At 58.7% G+C, this 24,713-nt stretch carries 24 protein-coding genes and 2 pseudogenes; 9 read left to right on the forward strand and 17 right to left on the reverse strand.

The annotated features are described in order from the left end of the window. Positions 1 to 27: 27 nt before the first annotated feature. Positions 28 to 2,028 (reverse strand): ATP-binding response regulator, encoded by a 2,001-nt coding sequence (locus QFZ94_RS24800; protein WP_429460245.1) that lies wholly within the window; start codon positions 2,026 to 2,028, stop codon positions 28 to 30. Positions 2,029 to 2,482: 454 nt separating this feature from the next. Between QFZ94_RS24800 and QFZ94_RS24805 the strand changes: the two genes are divergently transcribed. Then, entirely contained in the window at positions 2,483 to 2,977 is a 495-nt protein-coding gene (locus QFZ94_RS24805; protein ID WP_429460247.1) for a hypothetical protein, read from the forward strand. Between the two features lie 437 nt (positions 2,978 to 3,414). On the opposite strand, the pseudogene QFZ94_RS24810 reads toward QFZ94_RS24805, so the two are convergent. Beyond that, positions 3,415 to 3,682 (reverse strand): annotated as a pseudogene (locus tag QFZ94_RS24810) (hypothetical protein); the annotation flags it as partial. Between the two features lie 327 nt (positions 3,683 to 4,009). Between QFZ94_RS24810 and QFZ94_RS24815 the strand changes: the two are divergent. After that, complete coding sequence (locus QFZ94_RS24815; protein WP_429460249.1) at positions 4,010 to 4,321, forward strand: hypothetical protein; 312 nt, start codon at positions 4,010 to 4,012, stop codon at positions 4,319 to 4,321. Positions 4,322 to 4,374: 53 nt separating this feature from the next. Continuing rightward, positions 4,375 to 4,623 carry a hypothetical protein gene (locus tag QFZ94_RS24820; RefSeq protein WP_429460251.1) on the forward strand — a complete coding sequence of 83 codons (249 nt, stop codon included), beginning with the start codon at positions 4,375 to 4,377 and terminating at the stop codon, positions 4,621 to 4,623. 70 nt (positions 4,624 to 4,693) lie between these two features. Here QFZ94_RS24820 and QFZ94_RS24825 read toward each other — a convergent pair whose 3' ends face one another. From QFZ94_RS24825 to QFZ94_RS24845, 5 genes are all read right to left on the reverse strand, one after another. Continuing rightward, positions 4,694 to 5,473, reverse strand: a complete 780-nt coding sequence (locus tag QFZ94_RS24825) for an H-NS family nucleoid-associated regulatory protein (RefSeq protein ID WP_429460253.1) — start codon at positions 5,471 to 5,473, stop codon at positions 4,694 to 4,696. 137 nt (positions 5,474 to 5,610) lie between these two features. Continuing rightward, positions 5,611 to 6,459, reverse strand: a complete 849-nt coding sequence (locus tag QFZ94_RS24830) for an HNH endonuclease (RefSeq protein ID WP_429460255.1) — start codon at positions 6,457 to 6,459, stop codon at positions 5,611 to 5,613. Next, complete coding sequence (locus QFZ94_RS24835; RefSeq protein WP_429460257.1) at positions 6,456 to 7,106, reverse strand: OmpA/MotB family protein; 651 nt, start codon at positions 7,104 to 7,106, stop codon at positions 6,456 to 6,458. Before QFZ94_RS24835 ends, QFZ94_RS24830 begins: the two co-directional genes overlap by 4 nt. Positions 7,107 to 7,147: 41 nt before the next feature. After that, the gene (locus tag QFZ94_RS24840) at positions 7,148 to 8,455 is read right to left on the reverse strand and encodes a hypothetical protein (RefSeq protein ID WP_429460259.1); all 1,308 of its coding nucleotides are present in this window, start codon (positions 8,453 to 8,455) and stop codon (positions 7,148 to 7,150) included. Positions 8,456 to 8,797: 342 nt separating this feature from the next. Continuing rightward, positions 8,798 to 10,513 carry a DUF4236 domain-containing protein gene (locus QFZ94_RS24845; protein ID WP_429460261.1) on the reverse strand — a complete coding sequence of 572 codons (1,716 nt, stop codon included), beginning with the start codon at positions 10,511 to 10,513 and terminating at the stop codon, positions 8,798 to 8,800. A 360-nt stretch (positions 10,514 to 10,873) separates the two neighbouring features. Between QFZ94_RS24845 and QFZ94_RS24850 the strand changes: the two genes are divergently transcribed. The 3 genes from QFZ94_RS24850 to QFZ94_RS24860 all read left to right on the forward strand — a co-directional run bounded on the left by QFZ94_RS24850 (position 10,874) and on the right by QFZ94_RS24860 (position 12,242). Then, a complete protein-coding gene (locus QFZ94_RS24850; protein WP_429460263.1) occupies positions 10,874 to 11,272 on the forward strand; it encodes a hypothetical protein in 399 nt (132 codons plus the stop codon). After that, positions 11,265 to 11,723 carry a DUF2846 domain-containing protein gene (locus QFZ94_RS24855; protein ID WP_429460265.1) on the forward strand — a complete coding sequence of 153 codons (459 nt, stop codon included), beginning with the start codon at positions 11,265 to 11,267 and terminating at the stop codon, positions 11,721 to 11,723. The genes QFZ94_RS24850 and QFZ94_RS24855 overlap by 8 nt, the downstream gene beginning before the upstream one ends. Before the next feature lie 63 nt (positions 11,724 to 11,786). After that, positions 11,787 to 12,242: an SDR family oxidoreductase gene (locus QFZ94_RS24860; protein ID WP_429460267.1), complete on the forward strand. Its 456-nt coding sequence runs from the start codon at positions 11,787 to 11,789 to the stop codon at positions 12,240 to 12,242. 146 nt (positions 12,243 to 12,388) lie between these two features. Here the strand turns inward: QFZ94_RS24860 and QFZ94_RS24865 are convergent, their stop codons facing one another. After that, complete coding sequence (locus QFZ94_RS24865) at positions 12,389 to 13,312, reverse strand: LysR substrate-binding domain-containing protein (RefSeq protein ID WP_429460269.1); 924 nt, start codon at positions 13,310 to 13,312, stop codon at positions 12,389 to 12,391. 119 nt (positions 13,313 to 13,431) lie between these two features. On the opposite strand from QFZ94_RS24865, the gene QFZ94_RS24870 reads away from it, so the two are divergent. From QFZ94_RS24870 to aroQ, 3 genes are read left to right on the forward strand one after another with little or no spacing between them, the layout of a single operon-like run. Then, positions 13,432 to 14,838, forward strand: a complete 1,407-nt coding sequence (locus QFZ94_RS24870; RefSeq protein WP_429460271.1) for an MFS transporter — start codon at positions 13,432 to 13,434, stop codon at positions 14,836 to 14,838. Between the two features lie 26 nt (positions 14,839 to 14,864). Next, complete coding sequence (locus tag QFZ94_RS24875; RefSeq protein WP_429460273.1) at positions 14,865 to 15,917, forward strand: Gfo/Idh/MocA family protein; 1,053 nt, start codon at positions 14,865 to 14,867, stop codon at positions 15,915 to 15,917. A gap of 25 nt (positions 15,918 to 15,942) precedes the next feature. Further along, positions 15,943 to 16,377, forward strand: coding sequence for a type II 3-dehydroquinate dehydratase (aroQ, locus tag QFZ94_RS24880; protein ID WP_429461913.1), 435 nt, complete (start codon positions 15,943 to 15,945; stop codon positions 16,375 to 16,377). Between the two features lie 163 nt (positions 16,378 to 16,540). Here the strand turns inward: aroQ and QFZ94_RS24885 are convergent, their stop codons facing one another. The 9 genes and pseudogenes from QFZ94_RS24885 to QFZ94_RS24925 all read right to left on the reverse strand — a co-directional run bounded on the left by QFZ94_RS24885 (position 16,541) and on the right by QFZ94_RS24925 (position 24,585). Beyond that, a complete protein-coding gene (locus QFZ94_RS24885; protein ID WP_429460275.1) occupies positions 16,541 to 17,329 on the reverse strand; it encodes an ABC transporter permease subunit in 789 nt (262 codons plus the stop codon). 82 nt (positions 17,330 to 17,411) lie between these two features. Then, positions 17,412 to 18,980, reverse strand: coding sequence for an IS66 family transposase (tnpC, locus tag QFZ94_RS24890; protein WP_429459835.1), 1,569 nt, complete (start codon positions 18,978 to 18,980; stop codon positions 17,412 to 17,414). A gap of 30 nt (positions 18,981 to 19,010) precedes the next feature. Further along, the gene (gene tnpB / locus QFZ94_RS24895; protein WP_254346648.1) at positions 19,011 to 19,355 is read right to left on the reverse strand and encodes an IS66 family insertion sequence element accessory protein TnpB; all 345 of its coding nucleotides are present in this window, start codon (positions 19,353 to 19,355) and stop codon (positions 19,011 to 19,013) included. Next, positions 19,352 to 19,810: an IS66-like element accessory protein TnpA gene (tnpA, locus tag QFZ94_RS24900; RefSeq protein ID WP_429459834.1), complete on the reverse strand. Its 459-nt coding sequence runs from the start codon at positions 19,808 to 19,810 to the stop codon at positions 19,352 to 19,354. The genes tnpB and tnpA overlap by 4 nt, the downstream gene beginning before the upstream one ends. Before the next feature lie 191 nt (positions 19,811 to 20,001). Then, positions 20,002 to 21,062, reverse strand: a pseudogene (locus tag QFZ94_RS24905) (maleylacetate reductase). 38 nt (positions 21,063 to 21,100) lie between these two features. Then, entirely contained in the window at positions 21,101 to 21,397 is a 297-nt protein-coding gene (locus tag QFZ94_RS24910; protein ID WP_429460277.1) for a Dabb family protein, read from the reverse strand. A 118-nt stretch (positions 21,398 to 21,515) separates the two neighbouring features. Continuing rightward, positions 21,516 to 22,457 (reverse strand): DMT family transporter, encoded by a 942-nt coding sequence (locus QFZ94_RS24915; protein WP_429460279.1) that lies wholly within the window; start codon positions 22,455 to 22,457, stop codon positions 21,516 to 21,518. A 103-nt stretch (positions 22,458 to 22,560) separates the two neighbouring features. Then, on the reverse strand, positions 22,561 to 23,574 hold the full coding sequence (locus QFZ94_RS24920) for an aldo/keto reductase (RefSeq protein ID WP_429460281.1): 1,014 nt from the start codon (positions 23,572 to 23,574) through the stop codon (positions 22,561 to 22,563). 66 nt (positions 23,575 to 23,640) lie between these two features. Then, entirely contained in the window at positions 23,641 to 24,585 is a 945-nt protein-coding gene (locus tag QFZ94_RS24925) for an Ldh family oxidoreductase (RefSeq protein WP_429460283.1), read from the reverse strand. Positions 24,586 to 24,713 lie beyond the last annotated feature (128 nt).

Here is a 24,713-nt window from a genome sequence, read left to right on the forward strand (position 1 = left end):
GTTATACGCAAACGCCATGCGCAAGTACTAGACGACACTGCGTTGACGGCTCGCCAGTTCGACCATGCGCGCCGCCAGCGTTTCGGCGGAAAGCGGCTTGCTGAGTATGCAACGCTCCGGCAAAACGCCCTGCGCATTGATGCCGGCCTCGCCGGTGATGACGAGACATGGCACCGGCCGCGGCAATTGCACTGCAATCATATGGACCACGTCGTGCGCCGTGTGGCGCTCCGGCAGCCGATAGTCGGTAATCACGAGATCGGGCAAGCGTTCGATCGTATGCACCAAAGTCTCCAGCTCGGCGAGTGAATTCGCGGAATCGAACAACACGCCCCACTGCCCGAACAACGCCTCCGTCGACGCGCGCACCAGCCTGTCGTCTTCGACCAGCAGGATATACAGGCCGCGCAACGAAGCCCGCGAAGGCGCGACGTCCGTCATCGGCACAGCCACTTCGGTGCCGGCTTGCGCAACCGGCAAACGAATCGAAAAGCGCGAGCCTTTGCCCTCGATCGACTTGAACTCCATCCGGTGACCTTCCATCAGCGACACCGCGGCATTGACGATCGATAGCCCGAGACCCAAGCCTTTTTCCCGATCGCGTTCGGGATTGCTGATCTGCACGAAGGGTTGGAAAATCGCGTCCCAATGCTTCGACGCGATACCGATGCCGTTGTCGACGACATCGACGCGCACGTAATTGCGCATGCGCACGATCGCGACGATGACGGCGCAACGTCCGGCCTTCGCGCGATCGGCGTACTTGATGCCGTTTGAAACGAGGTTGCTCAGCACGCGCGGAATCCAGTCGGCGTCGGTCCTGACCATCGCGCAGTTGCGGCCGCCGCGCGAGTAGCGCAGCTTCACGCCGAGACTCGCCGCGAACGGCGCCAGCTGCTCGACGACATCCTGCGCGACGCGGTCCAGATCGACACCCGAATAGCTCGGTTTGACGTGGCCCGACTCGAGCTTCGACAGATCGAGCACGGCATTGAAGAGCCGCGCGCTCAGCGCCGACGCCTTGCGTGCATCGCCGATCAGTGCGGTCGAAGTCTCGATGTCGTGCTTCGCGAGCGCCTCGTCGGCAGCCGCGAGGAACATGTTCAGCGCGTGCATCGGCTGCCGCAGATCATGCGCCGCCGCGGCGAGAAAGCGCGATTTGGCGCAGCTCGCCTGCTCGGCGGCTTCTTTCTGCTGCTCGCGCAACGCCATCAGCGCATCCGAGCGCGTTTGCTGCTCGCGCCGCGCCTGCTCCAGATCCTGATGCTTGCGCGCGAGTTCCACATTGGCATCCTGCAACGCGCCATTGCTGTGCGCGAGCGCCTGCACGGCGAGATAGCGATCGCGCACATGCCGCTCCGCATTCACGTTCACGCTATGTCCGATCACCACGACGTTGGCGATGTAGAACATGCCCGCCCAGAAGAGGTCCGGATCGATTCCTTGCGACACAAGCTGGGCCAGCAGGATCGCGCCGGTTGCGCCGAGCGTCAGCAGTAACGTCGCCTTCGCACGCAAACGCAGAAAACCGAATTGATAGAACAGGATCAGGTAGAAGCCGACGAAGAAATGGGTGTAGTTGAAGGGCCGTGGTGCGAGGAAAGTCTGCACGGTCAGGCAGACGAACATGACCGCCATCCCGGACAGCATGACCCGATGCGCAGTCTCATCGCGCACGAACGTCGGCCGGAACGACAGCACGATTGCGGCCGTTGCGGCGAGCGTTCCCGCGACGCGGAAAAAGAAGATCTCGGCGAAGTACGGCCGGAATGCCTCGCTATGACGCGCAAGACTGATCTCCCACCAGCCGAAGCACATCCACACCAACGTACCGAGAATGATCGCCGCGCGGCGGAAATCGGCGAAACCGCGTCCATATTCGATGGTGAACTGGCGCTCGACCTCGGGGTCGGTAAAACGCGCGGGCCAGCACAATGTTTCGACGAGCCGCGCGATGAATGTCGCGAGCGCGGGCTGCTGTTGCAGGCGTTTCAAGGCAGACGCCTGCGGCAAGCTGAACAGGTTCATCGTCGTTGGTCGCGATCGGCGCTGGCCGGGCGCGTTGATGAAGGTAGCTCAATCATTCTAGGTCGCGCCTTCCCCCCGAACAATCGGCGCATCGGCGACCGCTGGGCGGCGTACGTTTTCGACGCTCGATTCCGCGGCTTATTCACTGATCATGTAAATCGCCGACACGAGGACATAGCCGGGAATGCGCGGAAATGCCGACGCATCCATCGCCCGCGATCCTGGTTTTCCTCATATGGAAGCGGCTGTCGGGCACGGCCAAGGCCGAGCACTCATTGGGCGTGCAAGCGATCTCTGCGTGACCTACCTGCAATTGAAACGGCTCCGCTTGGGGGGAGACGGTCCCCCCGGAGTGTGGGTTTTGCTCGAAGACGGTTAGGTCGATAGTGAAGCTCATCGAGAGACGGCCGCTCCTCGACCGAACGTACCGTTTGACACACCCTCAACAGCACGAATGGACGACCCCTACAGCGCGGCCAGCAAGGAGGTACTTAACATGAAAAACCCACTTATCAAACGCGCGGTGTTCGCCTTCGCAGCACTCATGACCCTCGAAGCTGCGTGCAGCATGGCTTTGGCTGCTACGCCCGTAGAGGGTGTCGTCATCGCGGGTGCGGATGCATCGGTGACGGCGAGCATGGACTCCCATGGCGCCCAGCCAGCGGACGTCAACGGAGGCCGGCTTACACTGACGCTGCAAACACCGTCAGGGGGAACGTCGCGGCTCACTTACGTCAATGAAGACGGTTGGCGGCTTGAAGAGCGCGCCGTGCCATTGAAACAGGACGAAGCGCGAATCACTCCCGCGTCGACTGAGCGACAACAGGAGGCGGCAAGATCCGATCGGCCCATGACCGTTTTCATCGACGGTCCGTCGGGCTTCACTTATGTTTGGGTAGCGGATCAGGGATGGAAGTTTGTCGGGCGATTGTCCGACCGGAATCGATGATCGATACGCAGGCATCAACACGCAAGCGCGATGGGCGTTTTGCTTGATCGTTACGCGCTGGAGGTCGTGCTGCAGGAAGAAATCACTGGCTGGCTAAGCTGTGACCAACCCTAAGGCTTTCGGAGTGTCTGGCTTGGACTGGTGGGCTGCCAGAAAAGGCAGTTTGGCGGAGAGAGGGGGATTCGCCACATGGCTCCAACGCCCCATCTCTAACCCGCTGATTTCAAAGGGTTCCAGCAAACTGGCTAACGTCAGTCTGGCACACTCGGCACACAGTGTAAACACACCGCACGCGGTCTAGCACGGCGGGCCAAGCTCGCGCCGTTCACCTGCGCGGCCGAGCAACCCGCCTGTAGACCCAAACCGTGGCAAACCCTCACGCTTGCCTGCGCCCTCACGCTTGCCTGCGCGGTTAAAGCGTCATTCAACTTCTCCGTCCCGGCCGCACTTCCGAAACGAGTTCGCAGTGCCTCATAGATTTGTGCCGGCCCCAGGAGCATGTCTTTCAGCCCGTCGCGCACGCGTTCCGGGTCGAGCGCTTGCTTCTCATCGTGGCATGCGCATCGAATGCGTCGATGATGGCGTGCATCAGCGCGTCCTTAAGGTCGGGGAGCTGGCGAACTGCTCCTTGCTGTTGCTCATGGCCTGCTGGACCAGCAGTTCGTTTTCGAGCAGCTTACCCTTGAGCACGCCGTTCACGTACAGGTTCCCTGATGCGCCATCTGGTTATCGCGATGTTTCAAAAGAGCTGCGATGAGAAAAATCTACATTCCCGGCCATAGCGCCGAAGACTGAACTCAATTCCTAGTTGAGCCCTTAAAGCATTGGCGAACCGGCTATTCGGCACGAAGCCTCGCTCATTGAGCTGTTAGGCTGGATTTCGTGCCAGACGGCTGCAGCCCAGCGGTGCGCAGTCGCCAGTAATGGCGCGTTACCATTCTCGCAAGACCGTTTCACCTGTGTCTAACATCCCCTCCTACACTTCGAGCCGTGGTCACTGACATTGCACTCAACGTGCGAGGAGTAGCAAAGATGAACAAGAAAATTCTTGGCGCGATTCTTGGTGTTGCGGTTCTGGCCGCCTCGACCGCAGCATCGGCGCACGTCGACGTCGCCATCGGATTGGGCATCCCCGGCGCCGTGTATGCGCCGGCAGAGCCAGTGTACGCACCGCCGCCTCCCGTCGTGTATGCTCCGGCGCCTGTCGCCGTCGCGTACGGCGGTGACGACGACTGGCGAGCCCGTGAATGGCGCGAACGTCGCGAGTGGCGTGAACGTGAATGGCGCCGCCAGGAATGGCGTGAGCACGAGTGGCGCGAGCATCGTGATTGGCGCGGGTATTGAAACGACGCCGGACAGCGCCACATCCGAAAAATCCAACCTCAGCGTACTCTCGAATGAAAGCTAACCCGATAAGAATCGCCCTGATTGCGGCCACGCTGGCCTTCGCAACGGCCGGCACGGCAAACGCCGCTGGCTGCCTCAAGGGGGCGGTGGTGGGCGGGGTCGCTGGTCACTACGCGGGGCATCACGCTGTCGTTGGTGCGGTCGGTGGCTGCATGGTAGGCAGGCACCTTGCGAAGCAGCACGCGCAACACGAAGCCCAACAGCAAGCCGCGCAACGTCAGGCAGCACGGGCGCAATAAAACGTCGTCGGCTTGGTGTGCCTCGTGGGACCAGGCATTCGCTGGTCCCACGGGCGACTAAGAACTACGCTTAGGTCGCCGACCCCGCGCCAGACTCGACTGTGCCCATCTGAGCAGTCACGGCCGCCTCTGTCATCGATACTTTCTTCGTCGATGCCTTCTTGCTTGCAGCCGGCACCGCCTTCTTCGCAGTCCCTTTCTTTACCGGTGCCTTCTTGGACGCAGATGTCTTTGCGCTCATCGTTGTCTTGGCGGTAGCCCTCTTCACGATGACCTTCTTCGCCGACGCCTTATCGGCTGCAACGGCCTTCGGCTCCGCCTTGCCTGCACCCGCCTCTGCAATCAGAAACTTGCTGCGGTCTTTCGCGTCAGCCATCCATGCCGGCGCACGACCACGACCGCTCCATGTCGTGCCCGTCTTGGGGTCAGCGAAAACAGCCGGCTGCGGGCCGCGCACGTAGTCTCCGGCCTTCGCGGGCTTCTTCGTGGCGGGCTTCTTCGTGGCAGGCGTCGAAGCGACAGACTTGCCTTCAACCAGAAACTTTGAGCGGTCCTTGGCGCTGGCAATCCAGGCCGGCGCGCGGCCATGGCCCGTCCACGTAGCACCCGTCTTCGGGTCACGGTACTTTGCCGTCGCAGCCGACGGTTTTGCTGCCAGCTTGATGCCCGGTTTACGACCACGCTTCCTCGCACCGCCGACGTGCGCTTCAATGTCGGCAGTCGTCAGCCCGTGTTTGTCCATGATGGCGCGGATTTTTGCGATGACAGCGGACGAGTCTTTTTTGACAATCGATTCCGCCTGCGCTTGCAGTTTCGCAATTTTTGCCTGCAGGCTTTCCAGTGTGGCCATTCTTCTCCCCTTTTCTGTTCACTGTTGCCGCACTATGCCACATGCCGACTTTAAGCGGCTACTGCGTGCGAGACAGCAACGGAAATCAATCTAAGGGCATTCTCCGAACGAACGCTGGCACGTTCGATTGCGGCCACCTATTGCCTGTACCTGTCGATAAACGCCCGATACTCCGGAAGTGCTTTCATATGCGCATGCAGAGGCTCATCCGCATGGCAACCGACGCAAAGGACCTCAAGATTTCCATCTCTGTTGTCATGTTTCTGACCATTTTGATGATGCACATGCAGATACTTGGATTCAACTCCGGCTAAAAAGATGCTGCACTTCTCGCATCTATAACCGCGTAGGCTGCGCGTTCTGGCCGACACTTCGGGCCAGTCGTCGGTGTAGGTGTTAATCGGTGCGGTATCCGAGGAATGCCCCGGTCGCAACGACATCAAATCGCGCGGATACTTAACGAAAAATTCTGTCAGCTTGAACTGCTCGACGATAGAGAGCCGACTTGGTCGGGCCGCCTGCATGTCGAAGCCCTTCCAGCGGATGTGAGCCAAGCAATTCTGACAAACCTGCAGCCGTACCTGCTGTGGTCGGACACCGCCGTCCATGACATTCACCTGGAACAGTCCACTGTCGGAGTTCGCAACAACATACCTCTCCGACCGTTGATTCCTGTACATCGTCTCAAGCGTCCGGCAGTGCGCGAAGTGATACTTAGGCATGCTGTCGCGATTACCCATGGCGTGGACGTCACGGATGTAGACCAGGACGCGGTAGCCCTTATAAGCGAGCGTGCCATCATCCAACACTTGAATCTGGTCGGCGGTGACATCAATGCCTGCGCCTTGCAGCCTGTCAATTACCGGTAGGTCTATCTCGGTGACAACGTGCTTAGCGCCGAATCGCTCAACCAGCGGGGCGCTCATTTTCTGCCGCAACCCATTAAAGGCGGACCACGTCAGGAAGTCGGGTAGCTTGAAAGTCATTTCTGCAGCTTCTGAGCAATGAGGTCCATCTTGTCGCTTGCGTTGGTAACAATGCGGAACTCCACCCGCTGGTTGGCGAGCTGCGCGGTCGGCGAATGCATATCCGGTGATATCGGATGCGACGACGACAGTCCATTGGCCGTCACGTGCTGAATTAGCCAGGTCTCCTGAGACTGCACTTTTTGCATCGACAGCAGGTATTCGAGCGTGCTACGGGTGCGCGCCTGCGATAATTCCATATTCTTGAAATACGCGGTGCGCGCATCCGTGGTACCGGTCCAAGTAGCACTTGTGTGCCCTTCAATCCGGATTTCTTTGACGGCATCCTTAAACTGCGGGGATGTCAGCAACGCCACGTAACGAGGGAAGAACTGACCCAGTACTTCCTTAAACCGGGGGCGCAACTCCGCAGAGCCTGTTGCAAACAATACTGTCGGGTCATTGAACCTGATGGTCATGTCACCAAGGATTTCGGCGTTCCACTGCTTGAGGTCCTTCTCAAACTCCTTCTGCAGCGCTAGCTGCATATCCTTCTTCGTCGTCTCATACTCCTTGACGACCAACGTCGTGGTCTTCTCAACACGAAGCATAAACGCTGCGGTCAAAAGCATGAAAACCAACATCAGGCCGGTCATCAAGTCGGCCATGGGTATCCAGTGAGACTGGTTGCTTTGCTCCACAATTCACCTCACGCCGCACCAGCAATACGAATGACCTCGCGCAGCCGGTCGGTAAGCGGCGTATAGTCCGCGACGAACTTTTCGGAAAGCGATGCGAGTTGGCGCCCAAGGGACTCGAGACTCTTATTGAGCTCCTCCTGCAAGCCCTTGTCGAGAGCGACGACGCTCTGACGCACGGCCTCCATGGAACGCGTCAGGCTGTCGTTTACTTCCGTCTGTGACTTGCGCAGCGTATCGGTGAGAAGCTGTTTCATTTCCGACGACGACGCCTGCATTTGGCTCCCTAGGTTCTTCACAACGTCGGACACATCAGACTGCACCTTAGCGACCCCTTGCTTCATCGCCTCTGTCATCTCGTCCACCTTGCGCGAGAACTGGGGCGTGACGTCCTTCATCTGTAGCAGCACCTCAGCCATCGACCGTTGCGACTGGTCAATCTGCTGATGTTGCTGTGCAAGGCCGCGAAGCGTGGTTTCGAGAGCAGCCGCAGTGGCGGCGAACCCGCCGGCTCTTTCAATGAAGACCCCAAGGCCTGCCGACGCGTTCCGCAAGTCCTCAGCCGACGCCTTTTGGAGCATTTGAAGTTTGTCGAGCTCATCCTTGTACTGCTGCTGCCAGACGACCAGCTTCTCGACCGCAGCGTTGAGGTGGCGAAAGTTCTCGCCGAACTGCTCGCTAATCTTGGTATTGAAGTCACGGATGACCTCTTTCAACGCCTCGATGAGTGCTTTCGAGCCGTCTTCGGACATCCGCTGAGCAAAGGTGTCGAAAGACGAACGGAGCGAGCGCAGTTCGTCACCTTGCTCCTGGCGTATCAGCTTCAGCTGGGTGAGCAGGCTCCCTTCCTCCGTGCCAGACAAGCTGCGGTGGAGAGCTTGCGTCGCGGCGACGACATCATCGAGCGTGGCCGACTTCGGCACGCCGTCAGTTTGGGGAATCGGGTCCTTGTGAGTATAGTGCCGATACCGAAGGATAAGCGAGCCAGCCACGCCGCTGACCGACGCCCAAAACGCCGTCTTGACCCCCTCCAGAAGATGCGGCACGCTGTCCGAGACGTTGGTCGCGTCAAAATGCAGCAACGCCAATGCGATGCTGAAGAAACATCCGAGGATGCCGACTGTCGTCAAAACTTCCGGACCGTGAGAAACGGAGAAACGATTAAACTTGTGGAAACCGAAATACCAGGTCAAGACGACGTTCACCGCGATGAAGAACAACGTCGGGCCATCAGTCAAAATTGACGTGGTCGCTTCAGCGGCGTAGACGTACGGGGCCAGCAGAAGGCCCGAAAGGCAAAACGCAACTCTCAACTTCATTGTTTGATTGGTCTCACAGTGTTTGGGATATATGCGTTTCGCATATATCCTAGGTTGAGACTCGTCCCACAAGCGGCCAGCGCTTGCCAGCCATCCGGGACGCGGTCTCTTTCTCTTGTTAGATGAGACGAGATTTTCGCAGAACTGAAAGGAACTGACTTTGTCGCGTCACCATTTTGATGCCGCCTTTCGTTGGTTTTCCCCGACAGCGCTCCGAAGCCAGTCATGTGTGTCCAAACGGCTTTCGTTCGCCCTTCGCCGGTTCGCCGTCCAATAGGACGACTGACCCCGAGGACACACTGGACGGCGCGGACGTCTGAGCGCGCCAGACGCGGAATTCGCTCACTGGCCAGAGGAATCCGTGTTCGCAATCTCTGACAGCGCGACCTTCTGGTCCGCGTACCAACGCACGAGACACTCCCGCTCGTGGCATGTCTGCTCACGGTAATTCCATTGGGTGCGAGTGCGCTCCCTGAACGCCGCTTCGTCGGTAGCTGCTGCTTTCGCCTTCGCATATAGGGCCGCCAATTCCACGTCGTCGGCAGCCAGTTCCGCATCGCCGCAAATTAAGTGCTCCGCATCGGAATGGGCCTTTGAGCAGTCGAAGCTTGTTTCGAGCGAAGGCACGTTTGCCTGCGAAGGCTGCGCCGCGGCCCCCGAAGCGGCCTGATGCTGCTGCTTCCAGTCCGCGAGCGGCGTCTGCGCGACGGGCATGTTCCGCCACTGGTACGTCGCGAAAGTGGGGCTATTGCTCGATGATGGTGTCTCCATGACGATAAGGTCACCCTTGCCGGTGCTTTCGTTGATGGCAAAAGCCGCCTTGTTCGAGTCGCACCCCTGCTTCATGCAGCCCTCGCCAACCAGGAAGCCATCCTTCGACTGGACAATGGCTACGTGAGAGACAGCCAGTCGCTCGCTGATTTTCTTCCATTCCACGCGCGACACGTTCCGAAATGCAGCCTTGAAGCGGCTGTCGTTGACGACGTCTGACGGCGATTTGCCTGCAAGCCACGAAAATTCGCTTTCCGCCTGTGTTCGCTGGGACCGTTGCATCTCCGTCGACGGACTCGCGCTGACAGAAGTTTCGGGCGCGTCACCGTCGGTGGGGTGGGCGCCGAGGCCTGTCGGATGCGTGAAGTGCATGACGACCGCGAAAAGTGTTGCGACAAGGACGACGCCTCCGGCTCCAACGGCTTTTGGAATGACGCAGTCCTCGCCCGTGAGAAGCGACGGGCGGGGCGTGACTTCTGCTGTCAGCAAGGAGTTGAATCGCTGGGTCGTTGGGTCAATTGCAGCAAGCGCTGCAGTCCGCATCCGCTTGTATCTGGAGACGTTCGACGCGCCATAGAGGAAAGCGAGCGCGGTCAGCCCCAGACCTGCCCAGAGATTGGCTGCGTAAGTGATGAACGAGCCGAGCAAAGCGACGACGAGCGGACTGCCGAGGCTAGGCGTCGATGGCCAGCTTCGCACTGCGCTCAGCAAAGCGGAGGCTGCTTCGCTCAGTTCTGCGCGCTCACCGTGGCGGTCCGCACACCGCTCTTCAATTTCATAGACCGCACGCATTGCCTTTTCTTTTTCGGCGAGCGATATCGAGCCGATATCGGCGGCGAGGCGGACTGCGTTGGTCGTGGCTTCGAATTCCGGGGCTAGCGATTCCAGGAATCCCTGGTGCTCCTCGAGGGTCACCGCTTCGCTCAGGTCGTCCTCGTGCACATAGACGCCGTGAGAGAAAAAGTAATCGACGAGTGCCGTCGACGTACGCGAGCGGACCTTCTGCACGAAGTCCTGTGTTTCCCGCTCTCGTTTGGAAAGGCGTTCCGTGACGTCGGCATCGAGGCTGCTGCTTCCTGACACGACGGAACTGACCGGGCGTGACGTCCGCGCACCTTTCAGATTGTGCGTGAAGCGGATTCCCGTGCCCGGAATACTGGCGGTCACGCGGCCCCGAGTGTTGTAGGTGAACCCCCTGCCACCGATAGACGTGCTCACGCCGCTCTTACTAAGGTTGATGCGAATCCCCGGCGCAACCTTGATGCTCTTTCTGAAGCTCCAGCCCATTATTGTTTTACCCCTCGTTTGGCCATCTTCTGTTCGCTATGCGTCAGATGGTACATGAGAGGCACGAAGAAAAGGCGGCCTACCGCTGCTCCCGCTAGGCGCTGGTCCGTCAGAAGAGCAGACTCGTAAAACGCTAGCTAATTGGCTAACGTTTGCGACTCTTCGTTAAAGAATACGCGATGACCGCAAACGATTGCGCAGATACTTGTACGTCCGCTCCCATGACAAGGTGTCGACACGACTCTTCGGGTTGAGTGCAGCCGTGCAATGCGACACCGACACGACAGGGCTTTATTTTCTCAAGTTCGTTCGGAGCGTGCCGATAAGTTTAGTTGGAGATGACACCGAGGCTCGCTCAACTTGTTCAAAAATCGTGCTTTCGTGGCTTCGGCGCTTGCCGTCCTAGTCCTTTCAGCTTGTGCACCCGCTATTCCGGTACAACGCACCGAGTTCACGTCATTCACGACAGCGCGTCAACAGCAGCGCTTCCGCATTGCGATGCCAGTTGCGCTCCAATTGACGACCGGGTACTCCCGGCAACTGAAAGAAGGTTCGGTTTGGCGACCCGTTGGTGAAGTTCCGCAAGGGCTCGTTCTCCGTCCTATCGATGGGATATTTACCATCGAAGGGCGCCAGGTCCATGAAGCCTATCTTGTCGTTAAGGAGAACAACCTGGTGGGATTCTATCTGGCCGGCGAATCGCACTTCTCCCCTTTGAAGCCATCTCAACCCATACTACTTGAGAAAATAAATGAATAAACTGTTCCGAGCTTTGGCAGCCAGCGCGTTTGTAGCGGTTGTTGCGTCTGGATGTGCTAGTGGCCCGCAATACAAGGACGTCGCTTCTTCTATCCCGACGTTGAAGGAAGCGCAGGGACGGATTTATTTCTATCGCTCAAGCTCGATGTTCGGCGCGGCCATGCAGCCGGCTATCAATCTCAATGGTCAAGATGTCGGTAAATCGCAGCCGGGGGGATTCTTCTTCGTCGATGAGCCTGCCGGTCAGTATGTCGTGTCGACAACAACCGAAACTAAGAAAACGCTGTCATTCAAACTCGACGCAGGTGAGACAAAATATGTAAAAACAAGCGTCGGCTTAGGGCTACTTGTAGGTCGCATCATCCCAACACTGGAGTCCTCCGACGAAGCGACGAAGGATATCCAAGACTTGCACTACACGGGTACTCCGACCACCGCTGCGTCGAAGTAACCGGGAAAGCGAAGCTCAAGTTGCAACCATAGGCATGAGTGACCGGTTGACCGAATCGAGTCGGTGACCGGTCTCGCTTTTTTTCAGCAATGGGACCACGTCCTCGCCGTGAATCTCACGGGAAGCTTCCTTGGTTTGCAGGCCGTCTTGCCGTCAATGCGAGCCGCCAAGCATGGCTCGATTATCAACTTCTCTTCCATTTGGGGAAACGTGGGCGTCCCCGGAGCTGCGGCGTACAACGCGGCCAAGGGCGGCGTTCGGAACATGACCAAGAACGCGGCCGTCACGTACGCTCCTGAGAACATAAGGGTGAACTCCGTCCATCCGGGGCTTATCTGCACGCCACTCGTCGAGGCTCAGTCGGACGACATGAACGCCGGAATCATCAAGAGCACACCGATGGCTCGGATGGGCACCCCCGAAGAAGTCGCAGCCGGATGCGTGTTTCTCGCCAGCGACGAGTCGTCCTTCATGACAGGCAGCGAACTCGTCATCGACGGCGGCTATCTGGCCCAGTAGCCGTCCGACGAAGCCGACCTTTTCAAGGGCGTCGACCTTCGGCAAGCCGGTTGCGACCGGCGCGCCCAAGCCCACAACTCCTGGTTGCGCGACGTCATTGCTTTGCCGTTCGGCGCTTCATGAGCCCGACAGCAATGGGGCGAGACTCATCGAATCGAAGTATCCAGAGCGTGCGGCCCCTGGCGCAGGCGCTTCATGATGAAGTTTGTGCAGGTGCGTAGCTTGGGCGAACTCTGAAGTTTGGCGGCGGTGACCGCCCACACGTTGGCCTCCTGGCGGTACTCGGGCAGGATGCGTTGCAGCTTTCCAGATTTGAGCGCAGGCGCGACGTCCCAACCGGCCAGCAGAATGATGCCGTGCCCAGCCAGCGCCCAGTTGCTAACGATGTCGCTGTGATTGGAACCGATGGGCCCCGTTACCTTCACCGCTTCCATCCCGTGCAGACCTTGAAGTCGCCAGACGCCGAAAGTCTGGTGCCGCTCGCGATAGAGAAGGCAGTCGTGGCCCGCGAGTTCAGCTGCCGTCTTCGGCGTGCCGCGTCTGGCGAGATATTCGGGCGCGGCGCAAAGCACCCGCGCGTTTTCGACCACGAGGTGCGTCACAAGGTGTGGCTCTGACACTTCGCCCATCCTGATGTCGATGTCAAAGCCTTCGGCAAGAAGGTCAACGCGCCGGTCCATCAGTTCGAGCCAGATTTCCAGCTCGGGATGTTCGCGGTGCAGGGCCGCCAGTATCGGAGACAGATGGTTGCGCCCCAGACGGAGGCTGGAACTGATTCGCAACTGGCCCGATAACCGTCTGTCCGTTCGCGACACGCTGTCATTCAACCCATCCGCCGCTTCCAGCACCCGGCGCGCCCACGCGTAGGCCGCCTCACCGGAATCGCTGATTCGAACGCGTCGGGTCGTCCGGTGGAACAGGGTTACACCTAGCGCCCGTTCGAGGTCCGCGACCCGCTTGCTCACATAGGCCGGGGAAATCCCCAGTTCGGTAGCTGCCGCGACGAAACTCGAGCGCCGAGCCACTTCGCAGAAGACCTTGAGGTCGATGAGGTCCCAGTCATTGTTCACGATTTGGAATGATTGAAGTGAATGATGCACGCATTGTAGACGCATCGGTTGACTTTATTCTCTGCTCCAAGACGAAGCCGCGCGTCATGGTTCGCGGTTCATATAAACGGAGACAGGTAATGAAGCAGCAAGCCACCAAGGCTATCGCCGACGGCGCGCATCCGACTCGTCAGACGCGACGAGCCGCTGCGAGCGGCTGGATAGGTTCAGCGCTCGAGTACTACGACTTCTTCATCTATGCGACCGCCGCGTCGCTTATCTTTCCGCAAACCTTCTTCCCGAAAGGCGACCCCACCGTCGCCATCGTTGCCTCGTTGGCCACCTATGGCGTCGGTTATGTAGCACGTCCGATTGGCGCTTTCTTCCTCGGTCACCTGGGCGATACGCACGGTCGCAAGAAAGTGCTCGTCGTTTGTATGTTCCTGATGGGCTTCTCGACCATGGCCGTAGGGTTGCTGCCGACCTATCAACAAGTCGGTGTTTTTGCCCCGACGCTGCTCGTCATCATGCGACTCATCCAGGGCTTCGCTGTCGCAGGCGAAATCTCCGGCGCGAGTTCGATGATTCTGGAACATGCTCCATTCGGGCGCCGGGGCTACTACGCCAGCTTCGCCCTTCAGGGCGTGCAGGCAGGTCAGATTCTCGCCGCAGCCGTTTTCCTTCCCCTGGCTCATTACATGCCGGAAGACGCATTCAACTCCTGGGGTTGGCGTATCCCGTTCCTGCTTAGCGTTGTGGTCGTCATCGCCGGATATCTCATCCGCCGCAATGTGGAAGAAACGCCAGCTTTCCAGGAAGAAGGCGAGAAGCATGCGGTACCGCGTTCTCCCATCGTCGATGCGTTCAAGTACAGCTGGCGCGACATGCTTCGCGTTGTTGGCATCGCGTTGATGAACGTCATCCCCGTTGTGACCACAGTGTTCGGCGCGGCATATGCGGTTCAGCCGGGCTACGGCGTCGGCTTCGCAAAGGACATCTATCTCTGGATTCCCGTGCTGGGAAACATCGTGGCCGTCCTCGTGATTCCGTTTATCGGCAACCTGTCGGACAGGGTCGGACGCAGACCGCTCGTCATCGGCGGTGCACTCGTGACCGGGTTGCTGTCGTTCGTCTACCTGTACGCAATCAGCATCAAGAGTGTTCCGCTCGCAATAGGCATGTCGCTCCTGATGTGGGGTGTCGTCTACCAGGGCTACAACGCGATTTTCCCCAGCCTGTACCCGGAACTCTTCCCGACGCGCACCCGTGTCACAGCGGTAGCAATCGCTCAAAACGTCGGTACCGCACTGACGGCACTCCTGCCCGCCCTGTTCGCGGCAATGGCCCCTCCGGGCGCATCCGGCATCCCGGTGACGATTGGAGTCGTGACGTTCGGCATCACGATTGTGTCGGCGGTGGCGGCCTGGAGCGCTCGTGAGACGTATCGAATTCCGTTGAAGGATTTGGGTAAGCCTGACGCGAGCCCTATCGGCAAACCTGAGTACCAAGAGATGCGCCAGCAGGCTCTTGAGCAATCGCGCGCCTGAGCGCAATCCATTGAGGAGCAGCAAGCATGAGCAAGACTCGAATCGCCGTTGCCGGAGCCGGTTATATCGGACAGGCACATATCGGCGCCGCCGTCGGAAGCAGCACCTGTATTCTCTCTGCCATCGTCGACCCGTCGCCAGCGGCGAAGGCGCTGGCAGAGAAGGAAAACGTGCCGCTGTATGCCACGCTCGACGAACTGTTCGAGAAAGACAAACCGGATGGCGTCGTTATCGCCACGCCGAACCAGTTGCATGTTGCACACGCCAAGCTGTCTCTCCAAGCGGGTGTACCAACGCTGCTCGAGAAGCCGATTGCGCCGACCGTCGCGGAAGCGGAAGCGTTGGTCCGCGTCGGCGAGGATGCACGTGTGCCCATTCTGATTGGTCACCATCGCGCCCACAGCCCCATCATGGCGAAGGCCCGCCAGGTGGTCCACTCCGGAGTGCTCGGGCGTCTGGTTGCGGTCACGGGTACGGCGATGTTCGTGAAACCCGACCACTACTACGTCGACGCTCCGTGGCGTCGCGAAATCGGCGCCGGCCCGATTCTGCTGAACATGATTCACGAAGTGCACAACCTCCGCATGCTTTGCGGTGACATCGTCGCGGTGCAGGCATTCAAGTCGCACGCAACCAGAGATTTCCCGGTCGAAGACACGGTTGCAATCAACCTTCGTTTCGAAAGTGGAGCGCTCGGTACGTTCATGCTGTCGGACACGGCGGCCAGCGCTCGCAGTTGGGAGCAGACCTCGCAGGAAAACAAGGCCTATCCTGCCTACGATGACGAAGACTGTTACCTCGTCGCAGGCACGAATGGTAGCCTCGCGATTCCGACGATGCGTCTGAAAACGTACCCGCGACACGAAGACCGCTCCTGGTGGAAGCCGTTCGAGGTAGGCATTGTCGGCATGGTGCGTGACGACCCCATCAAGCATCAGATGGAGCACTTCGGCGCGGTCGCTCGCGGTGAGGTGGCGCCCCTGGTATCGGCCCGCGATGGCCTCAAGAACCTGCGAATCACCGAAGCTATCTTGACCGCGGCAACGCAAGGCGCCATCGTCGAACTGCCGCGTGACTGAAAATCAACATGGAAGAGAGATTGAAATGAAAGTACTCATGCTTCACGGCATCAACCACAACATGTTCGGCAAACGCGACCCGGTTCAGTACGGGACGATTACTCTGGCCGAAATCGACGATAAGCTCAAAGCGCTCGGCGAGGAACTAAACGTCGAAGTCGACAGCTTTCAGACGAACCACGAAGGCGAAATGTGCGAGCGTATCCACAAGGCCTTCACCGACGGTGTTGATGCGGTGCTCATCAACGCCGGCGCGTGGACTCATTACAGCTATGGCATTCGTGACGCGCTGGCGATTCTCACGGTACCTGTCGTCGAGGTCCATATGTCGAATATCCACGCTCGTGAAGAATTTCGGCATCACTCCGTATTCGCGGAAGTAGTAAAGGGGCAAATCTGCGGGTTCGGCGTCGACAGCTACCTGCTCGCTCTGCGTGCGGCCGTTTCGGCAGCGAAGTAGCCGTTGAGTCACCGATTCCTACCGTCGGACAGGGCTGGGAGGGCGGCGTCGAATGACGCCACCCGATGGCCGTTTTGATAGATGTCCGGCTGCTGGACGACCAGGAATCAAAGTGGCCGACGCGCCACGAGCGCGTCGGCCGTACTGGAGAGCATCGGTGGCGTTAGGCCGCCGTAGTAGCCTTCCGTCGACCGAACCGCTCAAGCGGTGCAGCCAGGACCGCCCCCAGACGCCCGTCAAGCAAGACAACAATCAGAAGCAACAACCCATTGACGAGAAGAATCTGGGTCGAAGTTGCATTCAACAGTCCAAGTCCGTTGTTCAACACCGTGAGAATCAAAACGCCCATCGCCACGCCAAGCGGCGAGCCGATTCCGCCGCCAAGCGCAACGCCACCTACAATCGCCGCCGAGGCGGCCTGCAACAGGATATTGCTTCCCATAGTTGCCGACGCCGTCGCGAGGCTTAGGGAGAGCAGACCGCCGCCGAGTGCCGAAAGTCCGCCCGAGATGACGAAGCCGACCGTCAACGCCTTACCCACACGCGCACCGCTCTGAATCGCCGCCTTCCGATGTCCCCCCGAGGCGTAGATATCCCGTCCCAAGGTCGTGTAGCGCAGGAAGAGCGCTACAACAATAAAGCAGGCAATCGTGATAAAGCTACGCGGCGAAAAGATACCGAGGACGTTCTGGTCGAGGAAGTCGCTGACGTCGAGATTGCCGTAACTCAGCACGCGTCCACCCGCGAGCCAGTAGCCAATTCCGGTCAGGAACATCATCGAGCCCACGGTTGTCACCAACGAGGAGACGCCAAGCCAGGGCAGCAGCGCGGCGTTGGCGATGCCGACTACCACACCGAAGACAACCGCGTAAAGTACACCGAGCCACGCGCTATCGCCACCGAACTTAACGGTAATCAAGCCGGCGACCGTCGAGATTGCAGCGACGCTCAAGTCGAACTCGCCGTAAGCGGCTCAGCTGGGCCGTTCGTCCATTCGCGTGCGCGTAAGGCAAGATGGTGACTGGAACTGCCAGTCAGGTAGAGGGATCTGGCGGACTGCTTGGTGTGTGCAGCTTGTCGGCCACACGCCAAGGCAGGAGTTCGTCGATGCGATTGATTTTGTGACCGGCGATATGGGTTAGCACGTAGTCGAGGTAGGCACGCGGATCGATGTTATTCAGTCTGCAAGTGCCAATCAATGCGTACATCGCGGCTGCCCGTTCGCCGCCGCTGTCTGAACCGGCGAATAAAAAATTTTTCCGACCCAGGCTTACACAACGCAGCGCGTTCTCCGCGATGTTGTTGTCGATCTCGAGCGTACCGTCTTCGCAATACAACGTCAGTGCACTCCACCGGTTCAGCGTGTAGTTGATCGCCTTGGCCGTATCGGACTTCGACGACAGCGTTTCAAGCTTTGCCCTAAGCCACGCTTCGTAGATTTGAAGCAGTGGTCTGGCTTTCTCCTGCCGTATTCGCAACCGCTCGGCGGCTGGCCTGCCGCGAATGGAGGCCTCGATTTCGTAGAGCCCGCCAATATATTCGAGTGCCTTTTGTGTTGTGTCCGACGGCGTGCGCACGTGGATGTCGTAGAACTTTCTCCTCGCGTGGGCATGGCATGCCGCCTCGCGTATCGAGCCATCGCGGAACAATTCGTCGAAGCCTGCGTACGCGTCCGCTTGCAGAATCCCTTTGAAGCTGGCGAGATGGGTTTGAGGATGGATGCCTTGCCGGTTCGGCGAGTACGCGAACCAGACCGAAGCCGGTTGCGCCGAACCCGAGCGACGATCGTCGCGCACGTAGACCCATAGCCGGCCGGTACGGGTCTTCCTGTTGCCCGGTGAGAGCACCGGGATCGGCGTGTCATCCGCGTGCAGCTTGGTAGCGGCCACGGTATAGCGGCGCAGCGCCTCTGTTAGCGGAGCGCACAGCGCCTCACACTGGCCAACCCAGCGCCCCATACTGGCCCGGTCAAGCGTCACGCCATCGCGCGCCGCGATCGTCGATTGCCGGTACAACGGCTGGTGGTCTGCATACTTCGAGACGAGGATGTCTGCCAGCAAGCTCGGATGGGCGATGCTCCGCTCGATCGGCAGCCCAGGCATCGGCAGCTGCGTGATAGTGCTGCAGCACGGGCAAACCAGTTTGCGCCGGATCGTGCGAATGACCTTGAACGCCGCTGCAACCCGGGCGAGTTGTTCGGATGAGTCCTCGCCGAGCGCCTGCATTGGTTGACCGCAATCAGGGCAGCTTGATTCAGGCTCGAGCACATGATCCTCGCGCGGCAGATGCGCGGGAAGCGCTTGCCTGGAAGCCGCTTCGTCCGCCGTTGTGTTCGAGGTGGACGCATTTGCACCGAGGGCCTGCGCACGCTGCACATCCACAACGCCGCGCCCGGCGGCCAGATCCTCAAGTTGAGTCTCGAGCGTCTCGATTTGCCGCTGCAGCTGCTCGGACTTGCGACCGAACTGCATGCGTCTGAGCTTGTCGATCTGCGCCTTGAGCTGCTCAATCTCGACATCGCGTTCGGCAAGCAGACTACGGGCCTCGACCAGCAAGGCCTTCAGCAGTTCGATATCGTCAGGGAGATCGGCGCCGTTCGACATGCGCCGTAGTTTACGAGTCTGCCTCGCCGTTTACAACATCGATAATGCGGCGGTGCGGCGGGGCTGTCGCCAGTCGATGCCCTCAAGCAGCATCGACAGTTGTGCAGAACTCAGATGGACCTTGCCACCGTCGGCCTTGGGCCATATAAAACGGCCTCGTTCAAGCCGCTTCGCGAGCAGCCAGATTCCGTCCTCCGTTGCCCAGAGAATCTTTACCAGATCGCCGCGACGGCCCCGGAAGATGTAGACGTTGCCGCCCAGCGGGTTCTCCTCAAGAGCTGTTTGTACCTTTGCGGCCAACCCCTGAAACCCGCAGCGCATATCAGTAACGCCCGCAGCGATCCATATGCGCGTGCCTGCCGGTAGGGAGATCATGAGCGCAGACTACCCAGCACGATCCGCAGCATATCCGCGTCAACCAGGCCATCCACTTTAACCACCGCACGACCGATCCGGATCTCGATCGTGCCGACAGGTGACGCGGACTTCGCGCCTTGCGCTTGCGGCTCTACCGGAGCTGACGCAATGACCTCCGTCGGCGTGTCGCTGAGCAATACGACCGGAATGAGCCCGGCAGATCGAGCTTGCTGATCGGCCAGATATCGCCGCCGCCAGGTGAACAGCATGTTCGCGTTGATGCCATTCTCCCGGGCCAGCTTCGCGACTGATACGCCAGGCTCGCAAGCTGCTGCTGCCAGTCGCTCACGCAGCTCCCGTGGGTAGTTCGGGCGTCCCGTCCGGGAACCAGGCTTCTTCTCCGCAGACTGTGTCAAAGTGGTGCCCATCAGATTGGAAATGATGGGCATCACTTTGATGTCGCCCTCAGCCACCGTCTATAACGGCCGGCACGAGCCGCTTACAACTCGCCCGCAACCATCGTCACAGAGAGACCCAGCGCCACAATCCCGAGGAAGGCGAACGCCTAAAAATCGCGTACAGATTCGCCTGCGAAAAGTAGTGGTCAACGCTAAGAACAGGCATTCCCACGAGTACCGCCTCTGAGATTTCAATCTCTCGACAGTTATGCCAAAGGACGGGCGCCTTCCCAAGCGCGTTGCAGAAGTGCCCGGAGCGGCTTTTCCTCTATTGGTCGCGGGTTCCAGTAGGGATTCGATAAAGCGACCTCGCAGGCGTAGTCCAGGTCGCTTTCGCTCATGCCAATCTCCCGAAGGCCTCGTGGCACGCCCAACTCTCCATTCAACTCAAAGAGTCCGTCTGGCGCTGATTTCACATTGAGTGCCCTGGCAATTCGCTCCATCGCATCGTCTGCAACTGTGCTGTTGTATGCGAGGGCAAGTGGCAAAACGATTGCATGCGTTGCAGCATGAGGCAGGTTAAACGTCCCGCCCAGCGTGTGGCAGAGCTTGTGATGCAGGGCCATGCCAACGTTGCCGAGCACCATTCCGCACAACCATGCTCCATAGAGACACTCACTGCGTGCCTCCTTGTCCTTACCATTCTCCTTCACGCCACGGAGGCCATTGGCGAGTGAGCGGATGCCCTCCTCTGCCATCAGTGACATTACAGGATTACCATCCTTCGCATACAGTCCTTCGGCAGCATGGGCGATGGCATTCAGGCCGGTGACAATCGATAGCTTGACGGGCAGCCCGACTGTGAGTTCCGGGTCGTATAGGACTGTCTTGGGGATAACTTTGGCGTCGCGGCCCGTTTTTTCAGGCCGCCTTCGGTTATGCCGAAGATGGGGGTCATTTCGGAGCCGGCATACGTCGTCGGTATGGCAATGGTTGGTAGCGACGACTCGAGCGCAATCGCTTTTCCAAGCCCGATGGTGGAACCGCCGCCTATGGCCACCGCGCAGTCTGCGCCGACACTCTTTGCATGCTCGCGCGCGCGACGTGCGTTCTCGATGGGGACATGCATCTGGGCACCATCGAAGACTCCTGCGCTGGAAGGGCCTAAAAGGGACGAGACCACCTCGGCTTGAGCCGTCTGCTCTGGCGTACAAAGAATCAACGCCCGCTGTGCGCCCAACGTCACGACCTCCTGCTGAATCAGATTCATGCTTCCAGCGCCAAACACGACTCTCGACGCCTGCGTTGTATATGTGAACTCGTACATGAGATGTGCCTCCTTTGCCGGTCAATGGATTACGCTGCTCATACATAATCCACTTGGTGACGTGCAACTCGACAATCCGCAAGCGCCTTCTTAACACGTAGATGTTCGGGATGTGACGCGTACGCCTCGAGGGACTCTTGATTTTCAAACTCTGTGTACAGCACGACGTCGCAGGCGTAATCAACTCCGCTTACGTCCATGCCGACCTCAAGCTTAGTCAGACCGGGGACCTTTCCGACCAAGCTCTCGAAGGCCGTTTTCACCAGATGAGCCGTATCCTTCTTCTCCTGGGGCGTCTCGCCGCGAACGTCCCACATAACGATGTGCTTTATCATGTCGATTCCGTATCTGTTTCAAATGCGCGCGCAGTCATGATTGCTCGTATCTGCGAATTCTGAATTCTGTGGGGCATGAGTGTCCAACCGTCGGTACGACAGTGCTCTCGCATATCTATCAATGTTCGCTAGGAGGTAGCGTCGGACGATTGATGGATGCCGCGGACCCTCCGCAAGCAACTTGCTGCCTTCCCACTTCAAGAATTGCGATACAGCAGAAAATCAGACTTACGCCGAGTACTTCCATCAAACCGATGTGCTCACCGACTGTCCAGCCAATTGCCAGAGAGACAACTGGAGTGATATAGATGGCGCTTGCTGCAGCAACAGCGCTAAGCTCTTCCAGAAGCAAATAGTATAGGAACAAGGAGGCTCCGGTACCCAGCACTCCTAGTCCCAACGCCACGCCGGTAGCAGCCCGCCAATCCGAAAACAATTTTCCAATCCCACTTAAGTCTGTCACGCAGAAAAGCAGAATCAATGCGATACCCATCTGCCAGGTCACAATCGCAAGAGACCCAACGTTGATGCGAGACATGAAAAGCCGTACGTAGACATACGATAGACCGAAGGCCATTGCGCCGCTCAAAAGCCAGGCGACGCCCTGCATATCAATCGAACCGTGTGTGCTCGCGAGCGCCCACGGTCGGGAAATGAGTGTAATTCCACCCAAGCCCAAACCAACACCGAGCCCCATTAGCCCATTCATTCTCTCGTCCCGTATGAGGACGTGAGATGCCAAGGCTGTGAACAAAGGCGGTGTAGCCCCCAATACACCCGCGATACCTGACGGGAGCAAGGCCGTCCCCTTTGCCATCGAGAAATAGGTAAACGCGGTCGCAAGGGCTGCCAAAATCGTGAAGTGATGCGCGTAACGAATCTGGTCAAAACTGAGAATCCTTTTATGCCAAGAAAGGGCGAGAACCGGCACAAATGCAAAGAAAACTCTAAGAAGAGAAATCTTGCCCGCATCGATGATTTCGCCCGCCCACTTCATGTATATAAAATTTGACCCCCAAAAGATACCAAGGAGAAAGAAGGCGAAATATGTCTTTTTCATGGTGTCATGCAGGGGTTATCTTTAGAGCCTCATAAGTCAGTTGACCGCAATCGTCCAGTGCGACGCGAGGGTGCAGCCGGTATCCGACTTGCGTGCGGTTTGATTAAGGTGTCGGCGCGTCTGGCCGAATTAACTCCATGCTCCGGAGTTCAGACCAGAAGTCTTTCGGAATCTCGGCTCGGAACGTCGAGAGATTCTCGTTGAGTTGGGCGACACTACGCACGCCGGGGATGACCGTTGGAATGGCCGGATGGGCCAAGATGAAGTGCATCGCGGCTGATTTCAGCGGGACGTTGTACTTGGCGCAAACTCGCTCGATTCGCCGCACCCGTTCCAGGATGGGTTCTGTCGCAGGCGCATAGTTATACTTTGCAGTGGGAGTTGCACCCGTCGCGAGAATCCCGCTGTTGTAACCGCCACCGACAATGACAGACACCTGCTTCTGAATACACATTGGCAGAAAGCTGTCCAATGCGTCCTGCTCAAGCAATGTGTACCGACCGGCCAGCAGCACGCAATCAAAGTCGATTCGCTCGATTGCGGCCTGCGCCACACTGCATTCGTTCACGCCGACCCCGATTGCCTTGATAACACCCTCTTCGCGCAGGCGAAGAAGCGCCTTAGCAGCGCCAGACATAGCAACTTCGAAAACTTCAGGTTGACGGCTTCCATGGGTGTACTCATCGACCTCGTGAATAAGGGCGATGTCGACGTGCTCCAAACCCATGCGCTGCAAACTATCCTCAATCGAGCGCATGGCCCCGTCATAGCTATAGTCGAAATGCCACTCGAACGGCAGACCGTCGACCCAAGGCTTAAAGTTAATCTCCGAGCGTCTGCGCGGCTTCAGGAGTCGCCCCACTTTCGTCGATAAGACGAAATCTTCGCGAGGGTACCAGCGCAGACTCTGACCACACCGTGCCTCGCTCAGCCCGTGACCGTAGCTGGGTGCCGTGTCAAAATACCGGACACCAGCTTCCCACGCGGCCTTGACAAGCGAGGCAGACTCGTCGTCGCTGATAGGCCTAAAGAAATTGCCAATCGGTGCGGCCCCAAAGCCCATCACCGAAGTCTCCAAGTCGGAGCGTGGCCACTTTCGCTTGAGTACAGGGTCCATTGCTACTCTCTTCGATACAGTGCCATCTGGCGTTGCTGCCGATAAGTCCCGCGCGTCATGCCCAGTTCAATCTTCCAAGACGGCGAGCAAGTCATCGGGAAGCTCAATTGGGGCAGACTTGATATGGCTTCCAGGAATCCGAACGCCCTTCGAGGCGAGGCGCTCGATTTGAGCCGCCAGTCGCTCTTCGAAGTTTTTAACTACCAGGTCTGGCTTGATAGCAACGATGAACAGTCCGACTGAAGGGCACTCGTCGCCGGCGCAAAACGACGGTGCATCGATTGACCAATTCCCCCCAGTCATTCCGGCAGTCAATATTTCATTGATGAAAGCGATGTGGGCGCCTCGAGTGCCGCCAAAAGCAAGCAGGAGTCCCTTTACCGCCTCGCCGGCATCCGACGTAGGGCGCCCGGCAGCGTCGATTGCCCACCCTTCTGGGATTGGCTCATTCCGCTCGGCCGCGCGTCGCAGATTGACGAACGCGGTCGCGCTTGTTGCCTGGTCGATGACGAACGGTTTACTACCGGCGACCGGAGCCGCGAACGACAGAGGGTTCGTTCCAAACACAGCTCTGCCGCTTTCATGCGTCGTCATTTGCGCCGGCCCGTTCGTCGTCGCCAGTGCAACCAGTCCCGCTTCAGCGAGCCGTCGGGTGTAGTAACCGAGTTCGCCGACGGTAAAACTGTTTGACTGGACGAAGACGGTGACTCCGTAGGTATTCACCCGCGTTACCAACTCCTCGAACGCTCTATCGAATCCCAGCTGTGCAATTCCGCGGTCCGCATCAACTTCAATCATTGCGGCCGCTGGGTATGAGACTTTGGGCTCGCTATTTCCTGAGATGCGCCCGTCCCGCAAACCATTCAGATAGTCTGGGAGATGCGCAAAGCCGACCGTATGGCTTCCCGCCACCTCTGCGGAGACCGTCGCGTCGGCAAGCGAACCTGCAACGTCACTACTGGCTCCGGCCCTAAGCGCCGCCGTGCGCGCAAGCTCATGCGCTATGTCCATAGCTAACTGCATCTGTTTGCCCCGACAAATGTCTGTGTAAAAGGCATCCTGCGGCCACGGTGATTTGACCCGCAAACCAGGAGATTGCTCTGCTCGATGCCTGCTTCGCTTGCTGAAGCAAGCAAAAG

The organism is Paraburkholderia sp. JPY465, assembly GCF_050436725.1.
Lineage (GTDB): Bacteria > Pseudomonadota > Gammaproteobacteria > Burkholderiales > Burkholderiaceae > Paraburkholderia > Paraburkholderia youngii.